Annotated in this window: 17 protein-coding genes and 1 riboswitch; of the genes, 12 read left to right on the plus strand and 5 right to left on the minus strand. The window is 72.6% G+C overall.

All coding sequences use genetic code 11. The annotated features are described in order from the left end of the window. Positions 1 to 47 precede the first annotated feature (47 nt). Genes ACZ4D5_RS28680 through ACZ4D5_RS28705 form a run of 6 tightly spaced genes read left to right on the plus strand, consistent with a single transcriptional unit; the run spans position 48 to position 7,369 of the window. Entirely contained in the window at positions 48 to 1,304 is a 1,257-nt protein-coding gene (locus ACZ4D5_RS28680) for an ABC transporter substrate-binding protein (protein WP_467775301.1), read from the plus strand. Further along, the gene (locus tag ACZ4D5_RS28685; protein ID WP_467775302.1) at positions 1,301 to 2,248 is read left to right on the plus strand and encodes a carbohydrate ABC transporter permease; all 948 of its coding nucleotides are present in this window, start codon (positions 1,301 to 1,303) and stop codon (positions 2,246 to 2,248) included. The genes ACZ4D5_RS28680 and ACZ4D5_RS28685 overlap by 4 nt, the downstream gene beginning before the upstream one ends. Continuing rightward, positions 2,241 to 3,125: a carbohydrate ABC transporter permease gene (locus tag ACZ4D5_RS28690; protein WP_467775303.1), complete on the plus strand. Its 885-nt coding sequence runs from the start codon at positions 2,241 to 2,243 to the stop codon at positions 3,123 to 3,125. Before ACZ4D5_RS28685 ends, ACZ4D5_RS28690 begins: the two co-directional genes overlap by 8 nt. A gap of 54 nt (positions 3,126 to 3,179) precedes the next feature. Next, entirely contained in the window at positions 3,180 to 4,199 is a 1,020-nt protein-coding gene (locus ACZ4D5_RS28695; RefSeq protein WP_467775304.1) for a Gfo/Idh/MocA family protein, read from the plus strand. Beyond that, on the plus strand, positions 4,196 to 5,218 hold the full coding sequence (locus ACZ4D5_RS28700) for a Gfo/Idh/MocA family protein (RefSeq protein ID WP_467775305.1): 1,023 nt from the start codon (positions 4,196 to 4,198) through the stop codon (positions 5,216 to 5,218). The genes ACZ4D5_RS28695 and ACZ4D5_RS28700 overlap by 4 nt, the downstream gene beginning before the upstream one ends. A 42-nt stretch (positions 5,219 to 5,260) precedes the next feature. Beyond that, complete coding sequence (locus ACZ4D5_RS28705) at positions 5,261 to 7,369, plus strand: hypothetical protein (protein WP_467775306.1); 2,109 nt, start codon at positions 5,261 to 5,263, stop codon at positions 7,367 to 7,369. Positions 7,370 to 7,433: 64 nt separating this feature from the next. Here ACZ4D5_RS28705 and ACZ4D5_RS28710 read toward each other — a convergent pair whose 3' ends face one another. From ACZ4D5_RS28710 to ACZ4D5_RS28720, 3 genes are all read right to left on the minus strand, one after another. Continuing rightward, a complete protein-coding gene (locus tag ACZ4D5_RS28710; RefSeq protein WP_467775307.1) occupies positions 7,434 to 9,227 on the minus strand; it encodes a translation initiation factor 2 in 1,794 nt (597 codons plus the stop codon). Positions 9,228 to 9,335: 108 nt separating this feature from the next. Next, positions 9,336 to 10,019, minus strand: a complete 684-nt coding sequence (locus tag ACZ4D5_RS28715; RefSeq protein WP_467775308.1) for a response regulator — start codon at positions 10,017 to 10,019, stop codon at positions 9,336 to 9,338. After that, positions 10,016 to 11,185, minus strand: a complete 1,170-nt coding sequence (locus ACZ4D5_RS28720; RefSeq protein WP_467775309.1) for a sensor histidine kinase — start codon at positions 11,183 to 11,185, stop codon at positions 10,016 to 10,018. Before ACZ4D5_RS28720 ends, ACZ4D5_RS28715 begins: the two co-directional genes overlap by 4 nt. Before the next feature lie 217 nt (positions 11,186 to 11,402). On the opposite strand from ACZ4D5_RS28720, the gene ACZ4D5_RS28725 reads away from it, so the two are divergent. From ACZ4D5_RS28725 to ACZ4D5_RS28750, 6 genes are all read left to right on the plus strand, one after another. After that, a complete protein-coding gene (locus ACZ4D5_RS28725) occupies positions 11,403 to 11,867 on the plus strand; it encodes a hypothetical protein (RefSeq protein ID WP_467775310.1) in 465 nt (154 codons plus the stop codon). Further along, positions 11,867 to 13,387 carry an alpha/beta fold hydrolase gene (locus ACZ4D5_RS28730; RefSeq protein ID WP_467775311.1) on the plus strand — a complete coding sequence of 507 codons (1,521 nt, stop codon included), beginning with the start codon at positions 11,867 to 11,869 and terminating at the stop codon, positions 13,385 to 13,387. The genes ACZ4D5_RS28725 and ACZ4D5_RS28730 overlap by 1 nt, the downstream gene beginning before the upstream one ends. A gap of 107 nt (positions 13,388 to 13,494) precedes the next feature. After that, complete coding sequence (locus tag ACZ4D5_RS28735) at positions 13,495 to 14,853, plus strand: radical SAM protein (RefSeq protein WP_467775312.1); 1,359 nt, start codon at positions 13,495 to 13,497, stop codon at positions 14,851 to 14,853. 22 nt (positions 14,854 to 14,875) lie between these two features. After that, a riboswitch (SAM riboswitch) is annotated at positions 14,876 to 14,985 on the plus strand. A gap of 44 nt (positions 14,986 to 15,029) precedes the next feature. After that, positions 15,030 to 15,395, plus strand: coding sequence for a hypothetical protein (locus tag ACZ4D5_RS28740; protein ID WP_467775313.1), 366 nt, complete (start codon positions 15,030 to 15,032; stop codon positions 15,393 to 15,395). A gap of 97 nt (positions 15,396 to 15,492) precedes the next feature. Next, positions 15,493 to 16,227 (plus strand): SDR family oxidoreductase, encoded by a 735-nt coding sequence (locus tag ACZ4D5_RS28745; RefSeq protein ID WP_467775314.1) that lies wholly within the window; start codon positions 15,493 to 15,495, stop codon positions 16,225 to 16,227. 51 nt (positions 16,228 to 16,278) lie between these two features. After that, positions 16,279 to 16,833 (plus strand): GNAT family N-acetyltransferase, encoded by a 555-nt coding sequence (locus ACZ4D5_RS28750; protein ID WP_467775315.1) that lies wholly within the window; start codon positions 16,279 to 16,281, stop codon positions 16,831 to 16,833. 37 nt (positions 16,834 to 16,870) lie between these two features. Here the strand turns inward: ACZ4D5_RS28750 and ACZ4D5_RS28755 are convergent, their stop codons facing one another. Both ACZ4D5_RS28755 and ACZ4D5_RS28760 read right to left on the minus strand, forming a co-directional pair. After that, complete coding sequence (locus tag ACZ4D5_RS28755) at positions 16,871 to 18,397, minus strand: amino acid permease (RefSeq protein WP_467775316.1); 1,527 nt, start codon at positions 18,395 to 18,397, stop codon at positions 16,871 to 16,873. Between the two features lie 54 nt (positions 18,398 to 18,451). Then, positions 18,452 to 19,468 carry a hypothetical protein gene (locus tag ACZ4D5_RS28760; protein WP_467775317.1) on the minus strand — a complete coding sequence of 339 codons (1,017 nt, stop codon included), beginning with the start codon at positions 19,466 to 19,468 and terminating at the stop codon, positions 18,452 to 18,454. Positions 19,469 to 19,687 lie beyond the last annotated feature (219 nt).

A 19,687-nucleotide genomic window follows, 5' to 3' on the forward strand; every position in this document is an offset into this window, starting at 1 on the left:
ACGTGCCGGCGCGGTGCCCGACGACTTCCTGGGAGGCGAAGGCGCACATGCGCAGAAGGACTCTGCTCGGCGGGGCGCTCGCGGCCCCGTTGCTCGCCGCCTGCTCCGACGGGGGCGGCGGCACGGACGGCGGGGGCAGGACCACGCTCTCGTACGGGATGTGGGACCCGGCGCAGGCACCGGGGATGGAGAAGATCATCGCCGCGTTCGAGAAGCGGAACCCCCGCATCTCCGTGCGGATCGAGCTGACGCCCTGGGCGAGTTACTGGACCACTCTGAAGACGTCGATGCGGGGCGGCACGGCCCCGGACGTGTTCTGGATGAACGCCGTCAACTTCCAGCTGTACGCGGCGGGCGGCGTCCTCGAACCGCTCTCCGGACACATCAAGGCCGACGCCACCCCCGTGGACCGTCACCCGGAATCCCTGGTGAAGCTCTACTCCCACCGCGGCACGCAGTACGGAATCCCCAAGGACTTCGACACCATCGGGCTCTGGTACAACAAGGCGCTCTTCGACAAGGCGGGCATCAGGTACCCGGACGAGAGCTGGACCTGGGACGAGGTGCGCGACGCCGCGGCCGAACTGACCAACCCCCGCGAGGGAGTGCACGGCTTCGCCGCCGAGATGGACCGGCAGATCAAGATCTATCCGGCCATGTGCGGAGCCGACGGCTACGTCCTCGAGGACGGCCGCTCCGGCTTCGGCGACGAGCGCTCCATCGAGGGCCTGCGCTTCCTGACCGACATGATCGACCGGGGCTGGTCGCCGCCGCAGAGCGCGATGGTCGAGTCCATCGGGCGCGTGCGCTACTGGTCGGAGAAGGTCGCCATGAACTACGACCTTTCCGCGATGGCGGGCCAGATGTACGCCGTGCCCGCGCTCAAGGACCACGGCGGCATCGCCGTCCTGCCCAAGGGCCGCCGCAGGGCCACCATCATCCACGGCCTGGCGAACGTCATCTCCGCCAAGAGCCGCAAGAAGGCGGCGGCCTGGAAGTTCGTCCACTTCATGGCGGGCCGCGAGGCCGCCGAGATCCAGGCCAGGGCGGGCGTCACCATCTCCTCGTACGCGGGAACGCAGGACGCCTGGCTCAAGTCGATGCCCGAATTCGACCTCGAGCACTTCATCGAGATGCAGGAGTACGGCGTCCCCTATCCGAGCTCGGAGAACACCGCCGTCTGGGAGAACCTCCAGTACCCGCTGCTCGGCGCCGCGTTCAGCGGCAAGGGCGGAATCGAGAGCGCCGCCCGCACGCTGGGCGAACAGATGGACCGGGTCCTGAAGGAGGAACGCGCCTCATGAGTGTCTTTCCCGCCACGGCGGCCGCGAAGGCGGCCGGACGCGGCAGCGCCTCCGCGTCCGGCGCGCGGCGCGGATCCGGAAACCAGCGGGCCGCCTACTGGTTCATCGCGCCGCTCGGCATCGGCTTCGCCGTCTTCTACTTCTGGCCGCTGCTGCAGACCTTTTACTACAGCTTCACGGAATTCGGCGCGTTCGGCGGCCACACCTTCATCGGCGGCGACAACTACGCGCGCGTCGTCAAGGACGTGACCGTCTGGCAGGCGCTCGGCAACACGCTGATATACAGCGCCATCGGGCTCACCGCCCTGCCGGTCGCGATCGTCGTCGCCTCGCTCCTGAACCGGCGCGGACTGCGCGGAGTCCCCGTCTACCGGGCCCTGTACTTCGTGCCGTTCGTGACCCTGCCCGTCGCCGTCGGCCTGGTCTGGAACTGGCTCTACAACGGCGACTTCGGCCTGCTCAACGAAGTACTCGGCTGGTTCGGCGTCGACCGCCACTACTGGGTGTCCGACCCGGCCACCGCGGTCTACGCGATCGGCACGGTGATCGTCTGGTCGACCACCGGCTACTACCTCGTCATTTTCATGGCGGGCATCAAGGGAATTCCGCAGGACTACTACGAAGCCGCGGAACTCGACGGCGCGGGGCCGCTGCGCCGGTTCTTCACCATCACGCTCCCGCTGCTCAGCCCGACCATCTTCTTCGCCTCCGTCATCTGCATGATCAATTCACTGCAGACCTTCGACCTGATCTACATCATGATGGCGGAGAAGAATCCCGCGATCGGCGATACGCAGTCCGTCGTCGGGCTCTTCTACAAATGGGCGTTCATCGAGAACGCCCAGGGAGCCGCGGCCGCGCTCGCCTTCCTGCTCATGCTGATCATCGCGGCCCTCACATATCTGCAGTTCCGGCTCCAGCGGAGGTGGGTGCACTATGCCTGAAGCCACTGTGTCCGAAGCCGCCGCGCCTGAAGCGACCGTGCCCGAGGCGAAACGGCGGCGCCCGAACGCCGGATCCATCGCCACCCACGCCGCCCTCTCGCTCGGCGCGCTCGTCATGGTCTTCCCCTTCCTGTGGCAGCTGCTCACCGCGCTCAAGACACTGCCCGAGACCTCGCACGTCCCGCCCACCTTCCTGCCCGAGGACTGGAACTGGGCGAGCTTCGAGAAGGTCTTCACCGCGCTGCCGTTCCGGGAGATGCTCACCAACAGCCTGCTCAACACCGTCGGTCGCACCGCGGGCCAACTGGTGTTCTGCTCGCTGGCCGCCTACGCGTTCGCCCGCATGCGATTCCGCGGCCGCAACGTCCTGTTCGCGCTCTTCCTGTCCGTCCTGATGGTGCCGAGCTCACTCCTGATCCTGCCGCAGTACGACATCGTCCAAGGCCTCGGCCTGCTCAACACCCCGCCCGCGCTGTTCCTGCCCGGCATGTTCAGCGCCTTCGGCACGTTCATGCTGCGCCAGTTCTTCCTGACGCTCCCCAAGGAGCTGGAGGAGGCGGCCCGCATCGACGGCGCGGGCTCCTTCCGGATCTTCTGGTCGATCATGCTGCCGCTGATCCGGCCCGCCCTGGCCGCCCTCGCCGTCATCACCGCCATGTGGTCCTGGAACGACCTGCTGTGGCCCCTGGTGGTCAACACCGACCCGACGAAGATGCCGATCAGCGCGGGACTGACCTCTCTGAAGGGGCAGTTCGAGACCAACTACCCGGTGATGATGGCCGGTTCGCTCATCGCGAGCCTGCCGATGCTGCTGGTCTACGTCTTCCTCCAGCGGCACTTCGTCCAGAGCGTCGCCCTGTCCGGCTCCAAGAGCTGATCCCGAGCCGATCCCCGAGTCGATCCCCCTCCCTCCGGAAAGGCAGCCTCCTTCATGCCACCACCGCTTCACATCGGCCTGCTCGGTGCCGGCGGCATCGCCCGCGCCCATCTGCCCGGCTGGCTGGCGCTCGGCGCCCGGGTGAGCGTGTACACCGTCGACGGCTCCGCGGAGAAGCTCGCGTCCGAGTACGCCGATTGCGGCCACGACGTACGCGCCGTCGACGACCTGACCGGCCTCCTCGCGGACGTGCGCGCCGTCGACGTCTGCACGCCCACCCCCACCCACCGGCACCTCGCCCTGGCCGCCGTCGCCGCGGGCCGGCACGTCGTCTGCGAGAAGCCGCTGGCCCTCACCGCACGCGACGCGCAGGAGATCGCGGCCGCGGCCGAGGCGGCGGGCGTGCGCCTCCATCCCGCCCATGTGGTGCGCTACTTCCCGGCGTACGCGGCGCTGCGCGAGGCCGTCGTCCGCGGCGACCTGGGCGAGCCCGCCGTGCTGCGCTTCACCCGCGCCAGCGCGCGTCCCCAGTGGGCGCCGTGGTTCGGCGACCCGGCCCAGTCGGGCGGCGTGATCATGGACCTGATGGTGCACGACATCGACGTCGCCCGCTGGCTCGCGGGCGACGTGGTCCGCGTGCACGCCCGCACCCGCGGCGTCGAACACGCCACCGGCACCCCGGCCGAGGTCGTCACCGCGACCGCCGTCCTCACCCACGCGTCGGGCGCCGTCAGCCAGATCAACGGCCTCTGGGGCCTGCCCGACCAGCAGTTCCGTACCACGTTCAGGGTCGCGGGAGCGGGCGGCCTGCTCCACCACGACTCCACCGCCGTGCCCGGCTTCCGGATCACCGCGCAGGGCGTGCGCGCCGCGAACGAAGGCATCCCGTCCACCCCCATGAGCGAGAGCCCCTACCTGGCGGAGCTGCGCGAGTTCGCCGCCTCGTGGCAGGACGGCGGGCCCGAACCCCGGGTGGGAGCGAGGGACGGGATCGAGGCGGTGCGCATCGCCGAGGCCGCCGTGGAGTCCAGCCGCACCGGCCGTGTCGTCGAGATCGAGGAGGCAGCGCGATGAAGGTCGCCGTCCTGTCGTTCGCCCACGTCCACGCGGCGGGTTATCTGCGCCTGCTGGCGAGGATGCCCGGCGTCGAGGTCCTTGGCAGCGACCCCGACACCGACCGCGCGGCGCCCGGCGAGGTGCGCGGACGGGCGCTCGCCGACCGGTTGGGCGTCGCGTACGCGGACACGTACGAGGAAGTCTTCGCAGGCCGCCCCGACGCGGTGATCGTCTGCTCGGAGAACGCCCGCCACCGCCCCCTGGTCGAACGGGCCGCCGCGCACGGCGTGGACGTGCTCTGCGAGAAGCCGCTGGCCGCGTCCGTCGAGGACGGCGAGGCGATGGTCGCCGCCTGTCGCGCGGCCGGGGTGCGGCTCGCGGTCGCCTTCCCGGTGCGCTTCAGTCCCGCGTACGCCGCGGTGAAGGCGGCCGTCGCCTCGGGCGACGCGGGACGGGTCCTCGCGGTGTCCGGCGCCAACAACGGCGCCATGCCGACCCGGGACCGCCGCTGGTTCGCGGAGCCCGAACTCTCCGGCGGCGGCGCCCTGATGGACCACACCGTGCACATCGCCGACCTGCTCGACGACCTCTTCGGCGAGGCCGCCCCGCCCGTCGAGGTCTACGCGCAGACCAACAACCTCCTCTACGCCGGCGAGGTCGCCGCCGAGACCGCCGGCCTGGTCAGCGTGACCTACGCCAACGGCACGGTCGCCACCATCGACTGCAGCTGGTCCCACCCCCGCTCCCACCACACCTGGGGCGGCCTGGAGATGACCGTCGTCGGCGAGCGGGCCACGCTGGAGATGGACGCCTTCGACCAGAAGGTGCACGGCTTCAGCGAGCGGGCGGGGCGCGGCACGGAGCTGCCGTTCGGCGTCGACCTGGACGAACGCATGCTGCGCGCCTTCCTGTACGGCCCCGAGGAGGGCGGCATGGACGTCGCCGACGGCGAGGGCGGACTGCGCACGCTGCGGGTCGTGGCGGCCGGTTACGCCTCGGCGCGCAGCGGGGTCCCGGTGCCGGTGGGGCACGGCTGAGGCGTCCGACCGCCCACCCGCGCCGCCGCATAGAGTTGGGCCGTGGACGAGCAACGGACGCGGAACAGCGTGGGCGGGCGGGCACATGTCGGGGCGCTCGTGCAGGCGGACTCCATAGGGGTCTTGCACCTGCACGGCGGGCCCGACGAGGGCATGATGCCTCATCAGATGCCCCCGGAAGCAGGCCACTTCGAGGATCGCGACGAGGAGCGTTCCCGCGTGCTGGGCGCTGTGGTGCGGCCCGGACCGCCCGGTCGCCCCCTCGTCGTCTCGGTCACCGGAGTGCACGGCGTCGGCAAGACCGCCCTCGCCGTACACCTCGCCCGCCGCCTCGCGGAGACGAGCACTTACGTGGTGCGGTACGTCGACCTCGACGACCACCGCCCCGACGGCGGCGCCGACCTGGCCGACGTCCTCGGCGAACTGCTGCGCTCCTTCGGGGTGACCGACCTTCTGGAAGGCACCCTCGCGGGGCGCCGCAAGCAGTACTGGGAGCAGACGGGGAAGCGGCACCTCGTCCTCGTGCTCGACAACGTCCGCTCCGGCACCGAGATCACCCAGCTCCTTCCCTCGTCCACGGAGAGCGTCGTGATCGCCGCGGGCCAGGAGAGGCTGTACGACGTCGAGGGCGGTGTCGACCTCGAACTTCCCGTGGGTCCGCTCGAAGAGCCGCACGCGGGACGGCTGTTGCGCCGGATCGTCGACGACCCGCGGCTGGCCGCCGACCCTGCCTCGGCGGCCGAACTCACCCGTATCTGCGGCGGCCTGCCCGCCGCCCTCCACGTGGCCGCCGAGTGGCTGCGCAAGCACCGCACGCGCCGCATCGCACGGCTCACCGCCCGACTCGCCGCCGAGCTCGACGACAAGGGAGTGCCCACGGTGGAGGCCGTATGGGACGCCGCCTACCAGGACCTCGCCCCGGGGGCGGCCGCGCTCTACCGGCTCCTCGTCGAGCACCCAGGGCCGTGGATCACCCCCGAAGCGGCCACCGCGCTGCTGGGCAGGGGGCAGGACGAAGCGGAGGACGCCCTGGACGAGTTGGTGCGGGCGAGCCTGCTGACCCTCGGACGTGACGGGCGACTGCGCCTGCACGATCTGCTGCGCGCGCACGCGGGGCGCCGGGCACGGCGTGCCGGCGACAGCCGCGAGGCCGACGAGGGCAGGAGACGAGTCGTCCGCTGGTATCTGCGCCAGGCTCAGCGCGCCGACGCGCTGCGGGCCGGAGCGCGCATGACCTTCGCCGAGCCGGTGGCCGCGCTGTTGGACACCCCCGACGCGGACTTCGGGATCGCCGAGGGGGACACGGACCGGCAGCGGAAGGCGAAGGCCCTGCACTGGCTGGATGCCGAACGGCTCGCGCTGCACGGCTGCGTACGCCTGGCCCACGCTCACGGGCTGGACACGGAGGCCTGGGCGCTGTGCGAGCCCTTGTGGACCCACTACCTCGACCACCCGCACCACGCCCAGGTCATCGAGGCGTTCGGCGCGGGGCGCGACGCCGCGCTGCGCGCCGGGCATCCGCTCGCCGCCCTGGTCCGCATGCGGTGTCAGCTCGCGCGTCCGCTGTGGGAGCGGGGGCGCTTCGAGGAGGCCGAGACCGAGCTGCGGCTCGCGTCGGCCGGTGCGCAGGCGTTGGGCGACGGGGTCCAGGACAGGAAGCTGCGCGCATCGGTCGTCGAGTTCCACGGCCTGCTCGCGTCGGCGCGGGGCGACTGGGCGGCAGCGGCGGAATCCTACGAGGCGTCGCGGCGCGTCCACGCCGAGATCGGCAATGCGTACGGAGTGATGCTGCAGACCTACTTACGGGGCAAGGCCCTCACGGAACTGGGTGAACTGGACGAGGCCGCCTGCTTGTTGAGGGACGCGCATGCGGGTGCCGAGGGCCTGGGGCGTGCCAGGATGGCCGCGCGCACCGGCTTCGCCCTGGGCCATGTGCTGCGCCGCGTCGGGCGTACCGGCGAAGCCAGGGAGCTCTACGACGCGGCTCTGGAGGAGGCGCGCCTCAGCGGGTCCGTGCGCGAGGAACTGCGGGTCCTGGACGCGCTGGCCTCGGTGGCGCAGGAGTGCGGGGACGAGGGCGGCGCGGCGTCCTTCCGTGCGGCGGCGCGGAGTGTGCGGGAGAGGGGCGGGGGGCTGGCGGAGCCCGCGTAGCCCTGCTGCTCGCTGTCCGGCGGGCGGCGCCCGGTTTCCCGCGCCCGTCGTGGGCGTGGGGTGCTCAGACTTCCCACCCGGCTTCCTCGGGGGTGGCGGGGGTGAGCGTCGCCTGATGGGTACGGGACGCGATGACGCAGCGGATCGTCACCGGGTGTCGGGGCGTGGCCTGTTGGTGGACGAGCCAGGCGTGCACGGCCGAGAGCGCGGCCGCCGGGTCCGCGCGCAGCACCCGGCCGTCCGGCAGGTGGTGCGGCTCGACGCGGACGGACAACAGGTCGCCGTCGGTGCGGCGCAGCAGGCAGTGTTCGGCGTCCAGGGCGACCGCGGCGGTGCGCAGGCCGCCGTAGGCGGTGAGCGTGTGGCGCGTCCAGCCGTCGGCGGTCCAGCGCTCGCCCTGCGCGGCGGGGGAGCGGGGCGCGGCGCGGCGGAACAGCAGCCCGGCGCTCTGGAGTTGGGTGTCCGAGGCCTTGCCGTCTTCGGCTGCCAGGTGGTGTGCGGGAGACCGGAAGTGGGCGGGCCGCCGCTCGACATGCACCTGCGGGGTGCCCTCGTCGGCAGGCCGTACGTACGCCTGTACGGCGAAGGCGCCCGGGGTACGGGCGGGTGGCGCGGGGTCCGGCAGGGGGCGCGGTCCGGCCGGGTGGCCTCGGGGTGTCAGGTCGAGGATGCGGTACAGCTCCTCGCGCAGTCGGCGCACGGCGTTGCCGCGCTCGGCGAACGCGGGCTCGGCGAGGGCCGTGGGGACACCGGGCCTGTGCGCGCCGACGGCGCGCTCCAGGTCGGCCGTCGTCAGCCGGTCGACGGGTCCCAGCGCCGGTATGCGGGCGAGGAGTTCGGCCATGGGGGAGCCCGGGATGAGCTCGCCGCCGCCGTCGCACGCGGCGACCATCGGGACGTCCTTGGCCGCGGCGACGTACAGCGCGGCCGAGCCGTGGTCCGTGACGAGTACGTCGGCGGCGACGAGGAGCGCGGCCCACTCCTCGTGGGGGCGGGCCAGGACCAGGCCGGCGTCGAGGGCGGGCGCGAGGTCCTGTGCGAGGTCGAACTCCCCTGTCCTGCTGTGTTCGTTGGGGTGCAGGACGAGGCCCAGCTGGTACGCGTCGTGGGGGAGCTCCGCGGCCAGGCGTGCGGGGAGTTCCGGGTGGCGTCGGATGAGGGAGTGCGGGCCCCAGGTGGAGGTGAGGACGACGAGCTTCCTGCCGTCCGTGCCCAGCGCGGCGCGGTAGCGTTCGCGCAGCGGCAGGGAGGCGAGGACGCGGTCGAGCGTGGGGTCGCCGGTCACGGCCGCTCGGGCGGCGGCGGGCGGGCACTTGGTGGCGAGGCGGGCGGCTTGGGAGGGGTGCGCGAGGGCGTGCAGGTGGGCCAGGGGGCGTCCGTCCGGCATCAGGAGCTCGGGGTCCATGCCGGAGGCGGAGTCGTTCGCTGTGTCCTCTTCGGCGAGTGCCTTGTTGTAGCCCGCGCCGTGCGGGAGCAGGACGCGCGGCCCGCGCAGCTCGGTGAGTCGGCCCTTTGGGCTCGCGGCGACGATCAGGTCGTGGCGGTGGGCGCGGGCCTCGGCCCAGGGGATGGTGTGCCCGCCCGCGCGTTCGACGGCCGCGAGGGCGTCGGCGGCGAAGTCGGAGCCGGGGACGAGGGTGAAGCGACGCCGGATGCGGTCGTCGCCCGCGAAGACGGGCAGGACGTCGAGGAGCCGGTGCAGAGCGGTCGCCGACCGCGCGGCGAAAAGGACCCGCTTCTCACCTGAGGAAGGACCTGCTGCCCGCTGCCCGCTGCCCGCTGCCCGCTGCCCGCTGCCCGCTGCCCGCTGCCCGCTGCCCGCTGCCCGCTGCCCGCTGCCCGCTGCGGCAGGGTTCATCCTAGTCCGGGTGGGGTTGGAGGGGGGCCCGTTTCCGCATTTCGGAGCGGGTATGAGGGGGTCGGCGGGCGGCATGCCGGAGATCGTACCGGGCCGGTCCGACGGGTGTCAGAGGCGACCGACCTGGCCCGCTTCCCAGGCCCACGCGGCGATCTCCACTCGGTTGCGCACGGCCAGTTTCGTCTGGACGTGCGCGAGATGGGTCTTGACGGTGCCGAGGGAGATGAACAGTTCCTCGGCGATCTCCTGATTGGTGCGGCCGCGGGCGACGAGTCGGACGACGTCCAGCTCGCGCTCCGAGAGGGTGCCGGGGGCGGGCGCGGTGGCCGCAGCGCCGCACTGCGGGCCGTGCCGGTCCGCCATGCGTTCCAGGAGCCGCAGTGTCACGGCGGGGGAGACGAGCGCGTCGCCGCGGGCGGCGGCGCGCACCGCCTCCACGAGCAGTCCGGGGCCGGCGTCCTTGAGGAGGAAGCCGACGGCGCCGCCGCGCAGCGCCTCGTCGAGGTAGTCGTCCTGGTCGAAGGTGGTGACGACCACGACGTGCAGGGGGTCGACGGCGCCGGGCCCGGCGAGCTTGCGGGTCACTTCCAGGCCGTTGAGCTTCGGCATGCGGACGTCGACCAGGCAGACGTCGGGCCGCAGGCGCCGGGCGAGCTCCACGCACGCGGCGCCGTCGGCGGCCTCGCCGATGACCTCGATGTCCGGCTGCGCGGACAGGATGAGCCGGAACCCGGTCCGCACCATCTCCTGGTCGTCCGCGATCAGCACCCTCACCGGCGTTCCGCTGCTCATGTCCCCGATTCTGGCAGGCGCAGCACGGGGAGCGCGGCGCGGACCCGCCAGCCCCCGTCCTCCAGAGGGCCCGCGTCGAGGCCGCCGCCCACCGCGCTGACCCGTTCCCGCAGCCCGATCAGGCCGAGGCCGCCGTGGCCGCCCGGCGGTGTCCGGTCTCCCGAACGGCGCTGCCCCGCGGGGCCGTTGACGACCTCGACGACGAGTTCCCCGGCCTCGGTGGCGAGCCGCACCCGGATGTCCGTGGCGCCGGGCGCGTGCCGGGTGACGTTGGTGAGCGCCTCCTGGACGACGCGGTGCACAGCCGTCTCCACCTCGGGCGCGAGCGCGGCGGCACGGGCCCGCGCGCTCACCTCCAGGGTGGCCGCCTCGCCGTGGGCCGCCGCGACCAGCGAGGCCAACTCGGCGAGCAGGTCGTCGGGCCGGGTCGTGGCGCCGGGCTCGGCGCGCAGGACGTGGACCAGGCGCCGCATCGAGTCGAGGGTCTCGCCGCCGGCCTTCTCGATCCCGGCGAGGAGCGGGTCGAGCTGTTCGGGGGCGACCTCGCGGATGGCCCGCGCCGCCTGGGCCTGTACGACGATGCCGGTCACGTGGTGCGCGACGAAGTCGTGCAGGTCGCGGGCGATGCGGCGGCGTTCCTCCTCCTGCGTGGCGGTCACCGCGAGGGCCCGCCGGTTGTCCAGGGACCGCAGATAGCCGCCGAGCGCGAGGGCGCCGCCCGCCGCGACGGTGAGGATGAACGCGAAGGTCTCGGCGTCGGAGTGGATGCCCGTCCGGACGGGCAGCACCGCGACGGCCACCGCGAGCAGCGGACACAGGGCGTATGCGGCGGGCAGCCGCGCCGTGCGGGCGGTGACCGTGAGCAGGGCGAGCAGTGCGAAGGACTCCAGGAGGCCCCAGGTGCCGGTCGCGGAGGCGAGGTACAGGCCGAGGGTCAGCGCCGCGGACCCCAGCGTGGCGACGGCGGCCCGCACCTCGATGCCGGGACCGCGCCGCATCAGCAGCACGGCGACGGCCAGTGGCCCCGAGACGAGCGTCGCCCAGGGGCCGTCGGGTCGGCTGGACACCAGGTCGCCGAGCCACAGGAACACGGCGGGGACGGCGAACAGCAGGGTCCTGCCGAGGCGGGTACGGGCGGGCCCGGGCGGCGGGCGGTGATCATCCACGTACCGAATGTACGCATCAGGTCGTACCGGACGGATCAGCCGAAAGCCTGATGGGGGCGTCGGTGATCGACCGATGGGCCGAGGCGCGAAGACCCCCGGGGCGACGACCGTGGAGGCAGCCACTCCGACTGAGCCACTCCGGTCCAGTCGGCGCGACTCAGTCACCCGACTCAGTCAGATCGGCTCAACCGCTCCGACTCCGAGGAAAGCGACCACGATGCACCGACCTCTCCGCCCTGCGCAGCTCCGCCCCCGCGCCGCGCGCACCACGCTCTGCGCGCTCGGCGCCGCGGCCCTCGCCCTCTCCCTGACGGCCTGCGCCGGCTCGATGAACCCCTTCGACGACCACGAGGAGAAGGCGTCCTACCAGGACGGGGCCGCGGCGAAGAGCGCCCGCAACTCCATGCCGCGCTGGCTGCCCGACGACGCGTCCGGCATCAAGTACGTCATGTCGACGACCGGCGACGACCGGATCATCACGTTCAGGACCCCGGACGGGAAGTTCCCCGCCCAGTGCACCAAGGGCGACCCGCAGGGCGAGCCGCGGCTGAAGGCCGACTGGTTCCCCTCCGACCTCGCCGCCAAGGCCGACACGAACTGCGGCACGTGGTCCGGCGCGAAGGTCGACGGCGCGCTGTACGCCTGGCAGGACAAGGACGTCGCGATGAAGGCGAAGCGCTGATGCGGTCACGTACGAAAGGGGCACGTACGAAAGGGGCACGTACGAAGGGGGCGCTGACCGCCGCCACCACCGGCGCCGCTCTCCTCGCGCTGGCCGCCTGCTCCTCCGGCACACCCGAGCGCCCCCAGAAGGCGGGCCCCGAGCGGCAGCGCATCACGTGGAAGGCCTGCCCGGCCGACGCCACCGAAGGCGCGCCCGAGGGCGCCGAGTGCGGCACCGTCCGCGTCCCCGTGGACTGGTCCTCGCCGGACGGCGAGAAGATCGACGTCGCGGTGGTCCGGCGCCAGGCGACCCGCCCCGACCAGCGCATCGGCACCCTGATGTTCCTGCCCGGCGGGCCCGGCAACTCCGGCGTCCAGAACGTCGCGCAGACCAAGGAGTGGGGCGGTGCCGAGCGTCGCTTCGACGTCGTGAGCTTCGACCCGCGCGGCGTCGGCCTCAGCAGCCCGGTCCAGTGCCCGTCCGGGCCCATGGCCGCCGCGCTGAAGGACCGGCGGCCCGCCGCGACGCCCGGCGAGTTCGCGCGGATGAAGAAGCGCGTGACCGAGCTCGCCGCGGACTGCGCGAAGACCTCCGGACCTGTCGCCCGGCACACCGACGCGGGCAGCGTCAGCCGCGACATGGACGTCATCCGCGCCGCGCTCGGCGAGGACAGGATCTCCCTGTACGGCCACTCGTACGGCACGGTCTACGGCCAGCGGTACGCCGCCGAGCACGGCGACCGGGTGCGGGCCGCCGTACTCGACGGCGTCATGGATCCCGGCATGGGCCGCCGAGCCTTCGGCGTGACCGGTGCGAAGGCCCTGGAGGACGCCTTCGAGGAGTTCGCCAGGTGGTGTGAGCGCGGCGGCGACTGCGCTCTGGGCGGGCGTGACGCCCGGCAGGTCTACGACCGCCTCGCGGCGCGCGCCGCCGAGGGGAAGCTGCGGGGTGGCGGCGAGAACGTCCCGCGCACCGAGCTCGACGGCACGATCGACGCGATGCTCCTGACCCCGTCCTGGCCCGCCGTCGCCGAGTACCTGGACAGCCTCGACACCGGCAAGGCCTGGGAGACGGACGAAGGCGACGCCCCCCTGGGGAAGCTGTTGCCCGGCGCCGACTTCTCCGTCTGCGCCGACCTGAACCTTCGCGTACCGGACGCCGGCGCCTACCTGGCCGACCAGCGCGCCGCCCGCGAGGCCGCGCCCCGCTTCGGCCACTCCCCGAACACCGTCTCGTACGCCAACCTCTGCCAGGGCGTTCCGGCCCCGAGCGCCGAAGCGACCGGGCCGACCGAGGTCGAGACGCCGCTGCTCCTCATCGGCGCCCGTCACGACAACGCCACGCCGATCGACTGGGCGCGCTCGGCCAGGGAACGGCTCGGCGACGCGGCGACGCTCGTCGAGGTCGCGGGCTGGGGCCACGCCGTGAAGATCTTCAACGGCGGCGCGGAGGCGGAGACGGTCGTGCGGTATCTCACGGACCTCGACGTACCGAAGCCGGGGACCGTCGTCGAAGGAGGCACGCCACCAGGAGCCTAGCCCTACGGGCGATGCGCCCTGCGACCGGAGCCGGATCCGCGGCGGATCGGGCGCGTATTAGCGTGGACGGGACAGATCGACCGACAGGATTCCGAGGTGCCCGGCCCATGCCAAGCCGCAGCGAGAGCCGTACCGAACTCATCGAGTCACTCATGGAGCGGTTCCCGCACGTGCCGCGGGAAGCCGTGATCAAGGAGGATCTGCTGCGCGGGGGCATCGCCTTCGACGAGTCGGCGCTCAGCGACAACGAAGGCGGCGACGTCAAGCCGAAGTCGTACTTCATCTTCTCCTTCGACCACGGCACGCTCCCCGAGCTGGGCGCCGCGGCCCTGCGCCGCCCGCCCGAGGAGATCGTCCTCACCGGCGGCCCCTACGAGCTGCGCCGCACCGTCGTCTCGGTCCGCGTCAACCCGGCCTCGCCCTACCGGGTCGCGGCCGACGACAACGGCGTGCTCGGCCTCTACCTGGACGGCGTGCGGATCTCCGACGTGGGCCTGCCGCCGATGCCGGACTACTACCGGCACACGCTGGAGAACGGCAAGTCCGTGATGGAGGTGGCGCCCACCATCCAGTGGGGCTACCTCATCTATCTGACGGTCTTCCGGGTCTGCCAGTACTTCGGCGCCAAGGAGGAGTGCCAGTACTGCGACATCAACCACAACTGGCGCCAGCACAAGGCGGCCGGGCGCCCCTACACCGGTGTGAAGCCGGTGGAGGAGGTACTCGAAGCGCTCGCGATCATCGACAAGTACGACACCAACAAGTCCTCCACCGCCTACACGCTGACCGGCGGCGCCGTCACCTCGAAGGTCGGCGGCAAGGACGAGGCCGACTTCTACGGCCAGTACGCGAAGGCCATCGAGGAGCGCTTCCCCGGCCGCTGGATCGGCAAGGTCGTCGCGCAGGCCCTGCCCAAGGCCGACGTCCAGCGGTTCCACGACTACGGCGTGCGGATCTACCACCCCAACTACGAGGTGTGGGACCCGTATCTCTTCGAGCGGTACTGCCCCGGCAAGGAGCGCTACGTCGGCCGTGACGAGTGGCACCGCCGCATCCTGGACTCCGCCGAGGTGTTCGGCCCGCGCAACGTGATCCCCAACTTCGTCGCGGGCGTGGAGATGGCGGAGCCGTTCGGCTTCAAGACGGTCGACGAGGCCATCGACTCCACCGTCGAGGGGCTGCAGTACTTCATGTCGCGCGGCATCACGCCCCGCTTCACCACCTGGTGCCCGGAGCCCACGACGCCGCTGGGCAAGGCCAATCCGCAGGGCGCCCCGCTGGAGTACCACGTGCGCCTCCTGGAGGCCTACCGGGCCACGATGGAGGCCAACGGCCTGTCCTCGCCGCCCGGTTACGGACCGGCGGGACCCGGCAACGCGGTCTTCTCGGTCAGCTCCTTCATGGACAGCCTGCCCGCGGAGGCGGCCGCTCCGGAGGACGCGATTACTCCGGCGACGCCTCGGTAGGGCCCGTGTTACGGTCGGGGCGGGTCACGAGTTCCAGTGTCAAGCCCCGGCTCGCTGGACGGCACCCCGCTCCGTCGCGGGTGCCCCGGGTGACGACCCGCCCCGCGCGACGTGCGCGGGGAACGGCGGATCACCGGGTCGGCGACACCCGGGGTCCACGACTCCGGAGGCGCTCCATGACGTACCCGAACGCCCTTTGCGACCACGCCACCTGCGCCACCCGTACGCCCGGCCACCAGGTCCACTGGATCCAGGCCCGCGGCAGCGCGAAGGACCCCGGCACGCTCGTCGACGTGCTGCTGTCCTCGCACGACGTACGGGACGACGGCAGCATCGCCCTCCATGTGCTCGGCCCCACCCGGGGCGTGCCCGCCACCCTGTGGACGCACGACCCGGCACGGCTGCGCGCCCTGCTGCGGGAGCACAAGGGCCTCGCCCAGTGGCAGCCCCGCTGGAACCTGCTGCGGCTGCGGCGCGACACCGTCGGCACCACGCTGGTGTGCGTGGCACCCGGGGCGGAGCCCGCGGCCCCGGGCCGCTGACGAAGATCACCGCTTCGTAGGATGACGCCGTGCCGGACGCGGGCGATCCCCGCGGCCGGGCGGCGCGACAGTCAGCCACCCACAGCCGGAGGTCCCCGTGCAGCACCAGCCCGTCACCGTCGTCACCGGCGGCAGCCGCGGTATCGGCGCCGCTGTCAGCGCCCGTCTCGCCGAGGACGGTCACGACGTCGTCATCGGCTACCGCTCGGACGAGGCGGCCGCCGAGCGGGCCGCCGAAGCGGTGCGCGCGGCCGGCCGCCGCTGCGTCACCGTGCAGGTCGACACCGCGGACGAGGCCGACGTCGACCGCCTCTTCGACACCGCCGCGGCCGAGCTCGGCCCGGTCACCGGCCTGGTCAACAACGCCGGGGTGAGCGGCCCCGTCGGCCCGCTCGCCGATGCCGACGCCGAGGGCATGCGCCGGGCCCTGGAAGTGAACGTCCTCGGCTATCTGCTCTGCGCCCGGCGCGCGGTGCGGGACCTCAGGGCGAACGGCGGCGGCGCGATCGTGAACGTCTCGTCCGCCGCCGCGACCCTCGGCTCCCCGGGCGAGTACGTCCACTACGCCGCCGCCAAGGGCGCCGTCGACACGATGACGATCGGGCTGTCCAAGGAGGTCGCGGGCGACGGCATCCGCGTCAACGCCGTTGCCCCCGGCGTGATCTGGACCGAGTTCCACGCCGACCCCGAGCGGCCCGCGAAGCTCGCGTCCGGCATTCCGATGGGGCGCTCGGGCCGGCCCTCGGAGATCGCGGCGGCCGTCTCCTGGCTGCTGTCGGACGACGCCTCGTACACGACGGGAACGGTGCTGAGGGTCGCGGGCGGGCGCTGACGCTCCCAGGGGCGAACCCTCCGCGCCGGGGGCCCCTCGTACGCTTGGCGCATGATCAGTGGAGCGGTCACCCTCGCGGCAGACGTCCTCATCCGGCCCGTCACGCTCGACGACGCCCGGGCGCTCGCGCGTGCCTACCGGCGCAACCGCGCGCACCTGGGCCCCTGGGACCCGGACCGGCCCGAGGCCTTCTTCACCGAGGAGGGCCAAGTCGAGCGGGTCCGGGCGCAGTTGGCGGACGGCCGTGCGGGGCGTTCGGCGCACTGGGTGCTCGACAGCGGGGGTGAGATCGTCGGGCACGCCGCCCTGTCGAACATCGTGCTCGGCCCGGCCCGCAGCGGAAACCTCGGCTACTGGATCGACGCGGAGCACCAGGGCCGCGGCCTCGCGTCCGGCGCGGCGCGGCACGTGTGCGAGGCCGCCGACGCCCAACTCGGCCTGCACCGCGTCGAGGCGGGCACCCTGCTCCACAACACCGCGTCGCAGCGCGTCCTGGCCAAGTGCGGCTTCGAGGAGTACGGGCTCGCGCCGGGCTATCTGTACATCAACGGCGCCTGGCGCGACCACCGGCTCTTCCAGAAGATCCTCAACGACCGTTCGGTGTAGGCGGGTTCGGCCCGGCGAAGCTCCTGCGGGAGCGGCCTCAGACGATGTTCTCCGCGACCTCCGCCTGCTCGCGGTCCGAGCCGTAGGCCCGCGGCGTGCTGTAGGAGCGGCGCGCGACGAACCACCAGACGGTGGCCAGGACGAGTACCACGGCGAGCGCGATCGAGGCGTAGTTCATCGTGCTGACCGTCACCGGCGAGACCTGCGGCAGACAGAACAGCACCGTCACGAACGCCACCCAGAGCACCGCGATCCAGCCGATGGGCCTGCTCCAGCGGCCCAGGTTCCACGGCCCCGGCCGGAAGCGGTCGCCCGCGCGGAGCCGCAGGAAGATCGGGATGGCGTACGCGGGCGTGATGCCGATGACGTTGATCGCGGTCACGGCCGTGTACGCGGTCGCCGAGTACAGGGACGGCAGGGCGATCGCCGCGGCCAGGCCCACCGAGAGCCACACCGCGGGCACCGGCACCTGGGTGCGGGAGCTGACCTTGCGCCACAGGGCGGAGCCGGGCAGGGCGTTGTCGCGGCTGAAGGCGAACACCATGCGGCTCGCGGCGGCCGTCTCGGCGTTGCCGCAGAACAGCTGGGCCACGATCACGATGAGCAGCAGGGCGGACGCCCCGGACTCGCCGATGGCGTCGATCATGATCTGCGCGGGCGGCACCCCGGTCTCCGTGGCCCGCGTGCCCGCGTAGTCCCGGATGGCGAAGGTCAGCCCGGTCAGCAGCACGAAGCCGGCGATCCACGACGCCCAGATGGCGCGCACGATGCCGCGCGCCGCGGTCACCGACGCGTTGGAGGTCTCCTCGGACAGGTGTGCCGACGCGTCGTACCCGGAGAACGTGTACTGCGCGAGGAGCAGGCCGATCGCGGTGACGTAGAGCGGGTTGTCCCAGCCGGTGCCGTCGAAGTACGTGAAGAAGACGTCGGAGGGGGCCTGGTGGTGGTCGGGGACGATCGCGAGGACGCCGACGATCACGGTGACGCCGGCCACGTGCCACCACACGCTGATCGAGTTGAGCAGGCTGACCAGGCGTACGTTGAAGAGGTTCAGGACGGCGTGCAGCAGCAGGATGCACAGGAAGATCAGGAAGGTCTTCTCGGCGGTCGGCTCGAAGCCGAACCTGAGGTTCAGGAACGCGCCGGTGAACAGGGCCGCGCCGTAGTCGATGCCCGCGATGGCGCCGAGCAGGCCGAGCAGGTTGAGCCAGCCCGTGTACCAGCCCCAGCGGCGCCCGCCGAGCCGGTCGGCCATGTAGTAGAGGGCGCCCGACGTCGGGTAGGCGCTGGTGACCTCGGCGAGTGCGAGGCCCACGCAGAGCACGAAGAGGCCGACGCCGACCCAGCCCCACAGCATCACGGCGGGGCCGCCGGTGGTCAGGCCGAAGCCGTACAGCGTCATGCAGCCGGAGAGGACGGAGATGACAGAGAAGCTGATCGCGAAGTTCCCGAACCCGCCCATGCGGCGGGCCAGGACGGGCTGGTAGCCGAGCTCTCTGAGCCTCTCCTCCTCGTCCTGGCGTGGTGCTGGGACGGTGCTCGACGACCAGGTGGTGCGGGACACGGATGGACCTCCGGGGGAGCGGTGGTGGTGGGGGGGCGGGGGAGCCGCGGGGGACTAGGCGGGGCCGGGGTCCCCGGCGGCGTTGAAGCAGCGGGCGCGGGCCTGGACGAAGACCTCGGCGGCCGCGTCGGCGGTGCCGGGGGAGGGGGTGCCGGGGGAGGGGGTGCGGTACGTCCAGGGCACGACCGTGAAGAACGGGTCGAGGGCGGTGAACACCCGTGCCGCGTCGTGGAACTGATGGGCGCCCCACAGCGCGTGCGCGAGGTGGTTGAGGTCGAGGAGCGAGGCCGTGGCGGGCGGCGGCGCGTGGTCGAACCACAGCTGCAGGGCGCGCAGTGCGCCGCGCGTGGCGTCCTCGGAGATCCAGTGCAGGTCGAGGGCCCGTTCCTGGCCCGCCTCCCTGCGGTGGCGCTCCACGTGGACGTACAGCGGCAGCAGGTGCAGCGCGGAGCCCGCGGGGGCCGCCGCCGACGCCCACTGCACGAAGTTGTACGCCTCGGTGAGCGGCCCGTGGGCACGGCGCCCGTACACGAACTGCAGCATCCGGTGGTACGCCTCGCGGTTGCCCGGGTCGCGCTTGTCGGCCTCGGCCAGGAGCTGCCAGGGCCCGGGGAAGAGCATCGGCTCAGGGGGTGCCATCCGGTGCTCGTCCCACCGCTGGCCCTCGTCGAGCCGGGCCAGGGCGAGCAGGCAGATCCACGGCACGGGGTCCTCGGGGGACATGGCGGACGCGGCGCCGCACGCCGTCACGGCCTCGCGCCACAGGTCGTTGGTCCGCCGGTGGCCCGACCGGTGGGCGCGCAGGGCACGTTCCACCAGGACCCGGGTGTGCAGTACGGCGGCCGACGCGCTGTGCGGCTCCTCGGCGCGCCAGGTCCGCACCACGTCGGAACCGGCGACGGCCGCCGCCAGGATCTGCGTGCGCTGTGTCCACAGCCCCCAGTCGGGCGTCTCGGTCAGCAGGTTGCGCGTGGAGACCCAGCGGCCTGCCTTGAGGTCCTGGAGCACCGCGCGCAGCGCTTCGTCGTGGCCCGCCGGGTGGTACACCGGGCGGCCTGACGGCATGGGCATGAGTCCTCAGTCGGGGGAGAGGGAGGGGATCGGCGGCTGAACGGAGTTGTCCTGCAAGGGAGTTGACGGTGTCGTTCGGCGGTCAGTGTAGATCCGGCCCTTCCGTTTCCAGGGCACTTCCGCGATCTTTTGTGGCCCTGTTTTGGCAACGGTCTGTCGACGTTTTGTCAACGCGGCGCCCCGCGTGTTCATTTGATGGCCATCGTTGTCATTTCTGCG

It is taken from the genome of Streptomyces sp. NPDC025651 (assembly GCF_055558735.1).

Bases quoted from the DNA above. Each gene is read 5' to 3' on its own strand.
- ACZ4D5_RS28680 (WP_467775301.1), top strand. From the start codon at position 48: ATGCGCAGAAGGACTCTGCTCGGCGGGGCGCTCGCGGCCCCGTTGCTC.
- ACZ4D5_RS28685 (WP_467775302.1), top strand. From the start codon at position 1,301: ATGAGTGTCTTTCCCGCCACGGCGGCCGCGAAGGCGGCCGGACGCGGC.
- ACZ4D5_RS28690 (WP_467775303.1), top strand. From the start codon at position 2,241: ATGCCTGAAGCCACTGTGTCCGAAGCCGCCGCGCCTGAAGCGACCGTG.
- ACZ4D5_RS28695 (WP_467775304.1), top strand. From the start codon at position 3,180: ATGCCACCACCGCTTCACATCGGCCTGCTCGGTGCCGGCGGCATCGCC.
- ACZ4D5_RS28700 (WP_467775305.1), top strand. From the start codon at position 4,196: ATGAAGGTCGCCGTCCTGTCGTTCGCCCACGTCCACGCGGCGGGTTAT.
- ACZ4D5_RS28710 (WP_467775307.1), bottom strand. From the start codon at position 9,227: ATGAACCCTGCCGCAGCGGGCAGCGGGCAGCGGGCAGCGGGCAGCGGG.
- ACZ4D5_RS28715 (WP_467775308.1), bottom strand. From the start codon at position 10,019: ATGAGCAGCGGAACGCCGGTGAGGGTGCTGATCGCGGACGACCAGGAG.
- ACZ4D5_RS28725 (WP_467775310.1), top strand. From the start codon at position 11,403: ATGCACCGACCTCTCCGCCCTGCGCAGCTCCGCCCCCGCGCCGCGCGC.
- ACZ4D5_RS28730 (WP_467775311.1), top strand. From the start codon at position 11,867: ATGCGGTCACGTACGAAAGGGGCACGTACGAAAGGGGCACGTACGAAG.
- ACZ4D5_RS28735 (WP_467775312.1), top strand. From the start codon at position 13,495: ATGCCAAGCCGCAGCGAGAGCCGTACCGAACTCATCGAGTCACTCATG.
- ACZ4D5_RS28740 (WP_467775313.1), top strand. From the start codon at position 15,030: ATGACGTACCCGAACGCCCTTTGCGACCACGCCACCTGCGCCACCCGT.
- ACZ4D5_RS28750 (WP_467775315.1), top strand. From the start codon at position 16,279: ATGATCAGTGGAGCGGTCACCCTCGCGGCAGACGTCCTCATCCGGCCC.
- ACZ4D5_RS28760 (WP_467775317.1), bottom strand. From the start codon at position 19,468: ATGCCCATGCCGTCAGGCCGCCCGGTGTACCACCCGGCGGGCCACGAC.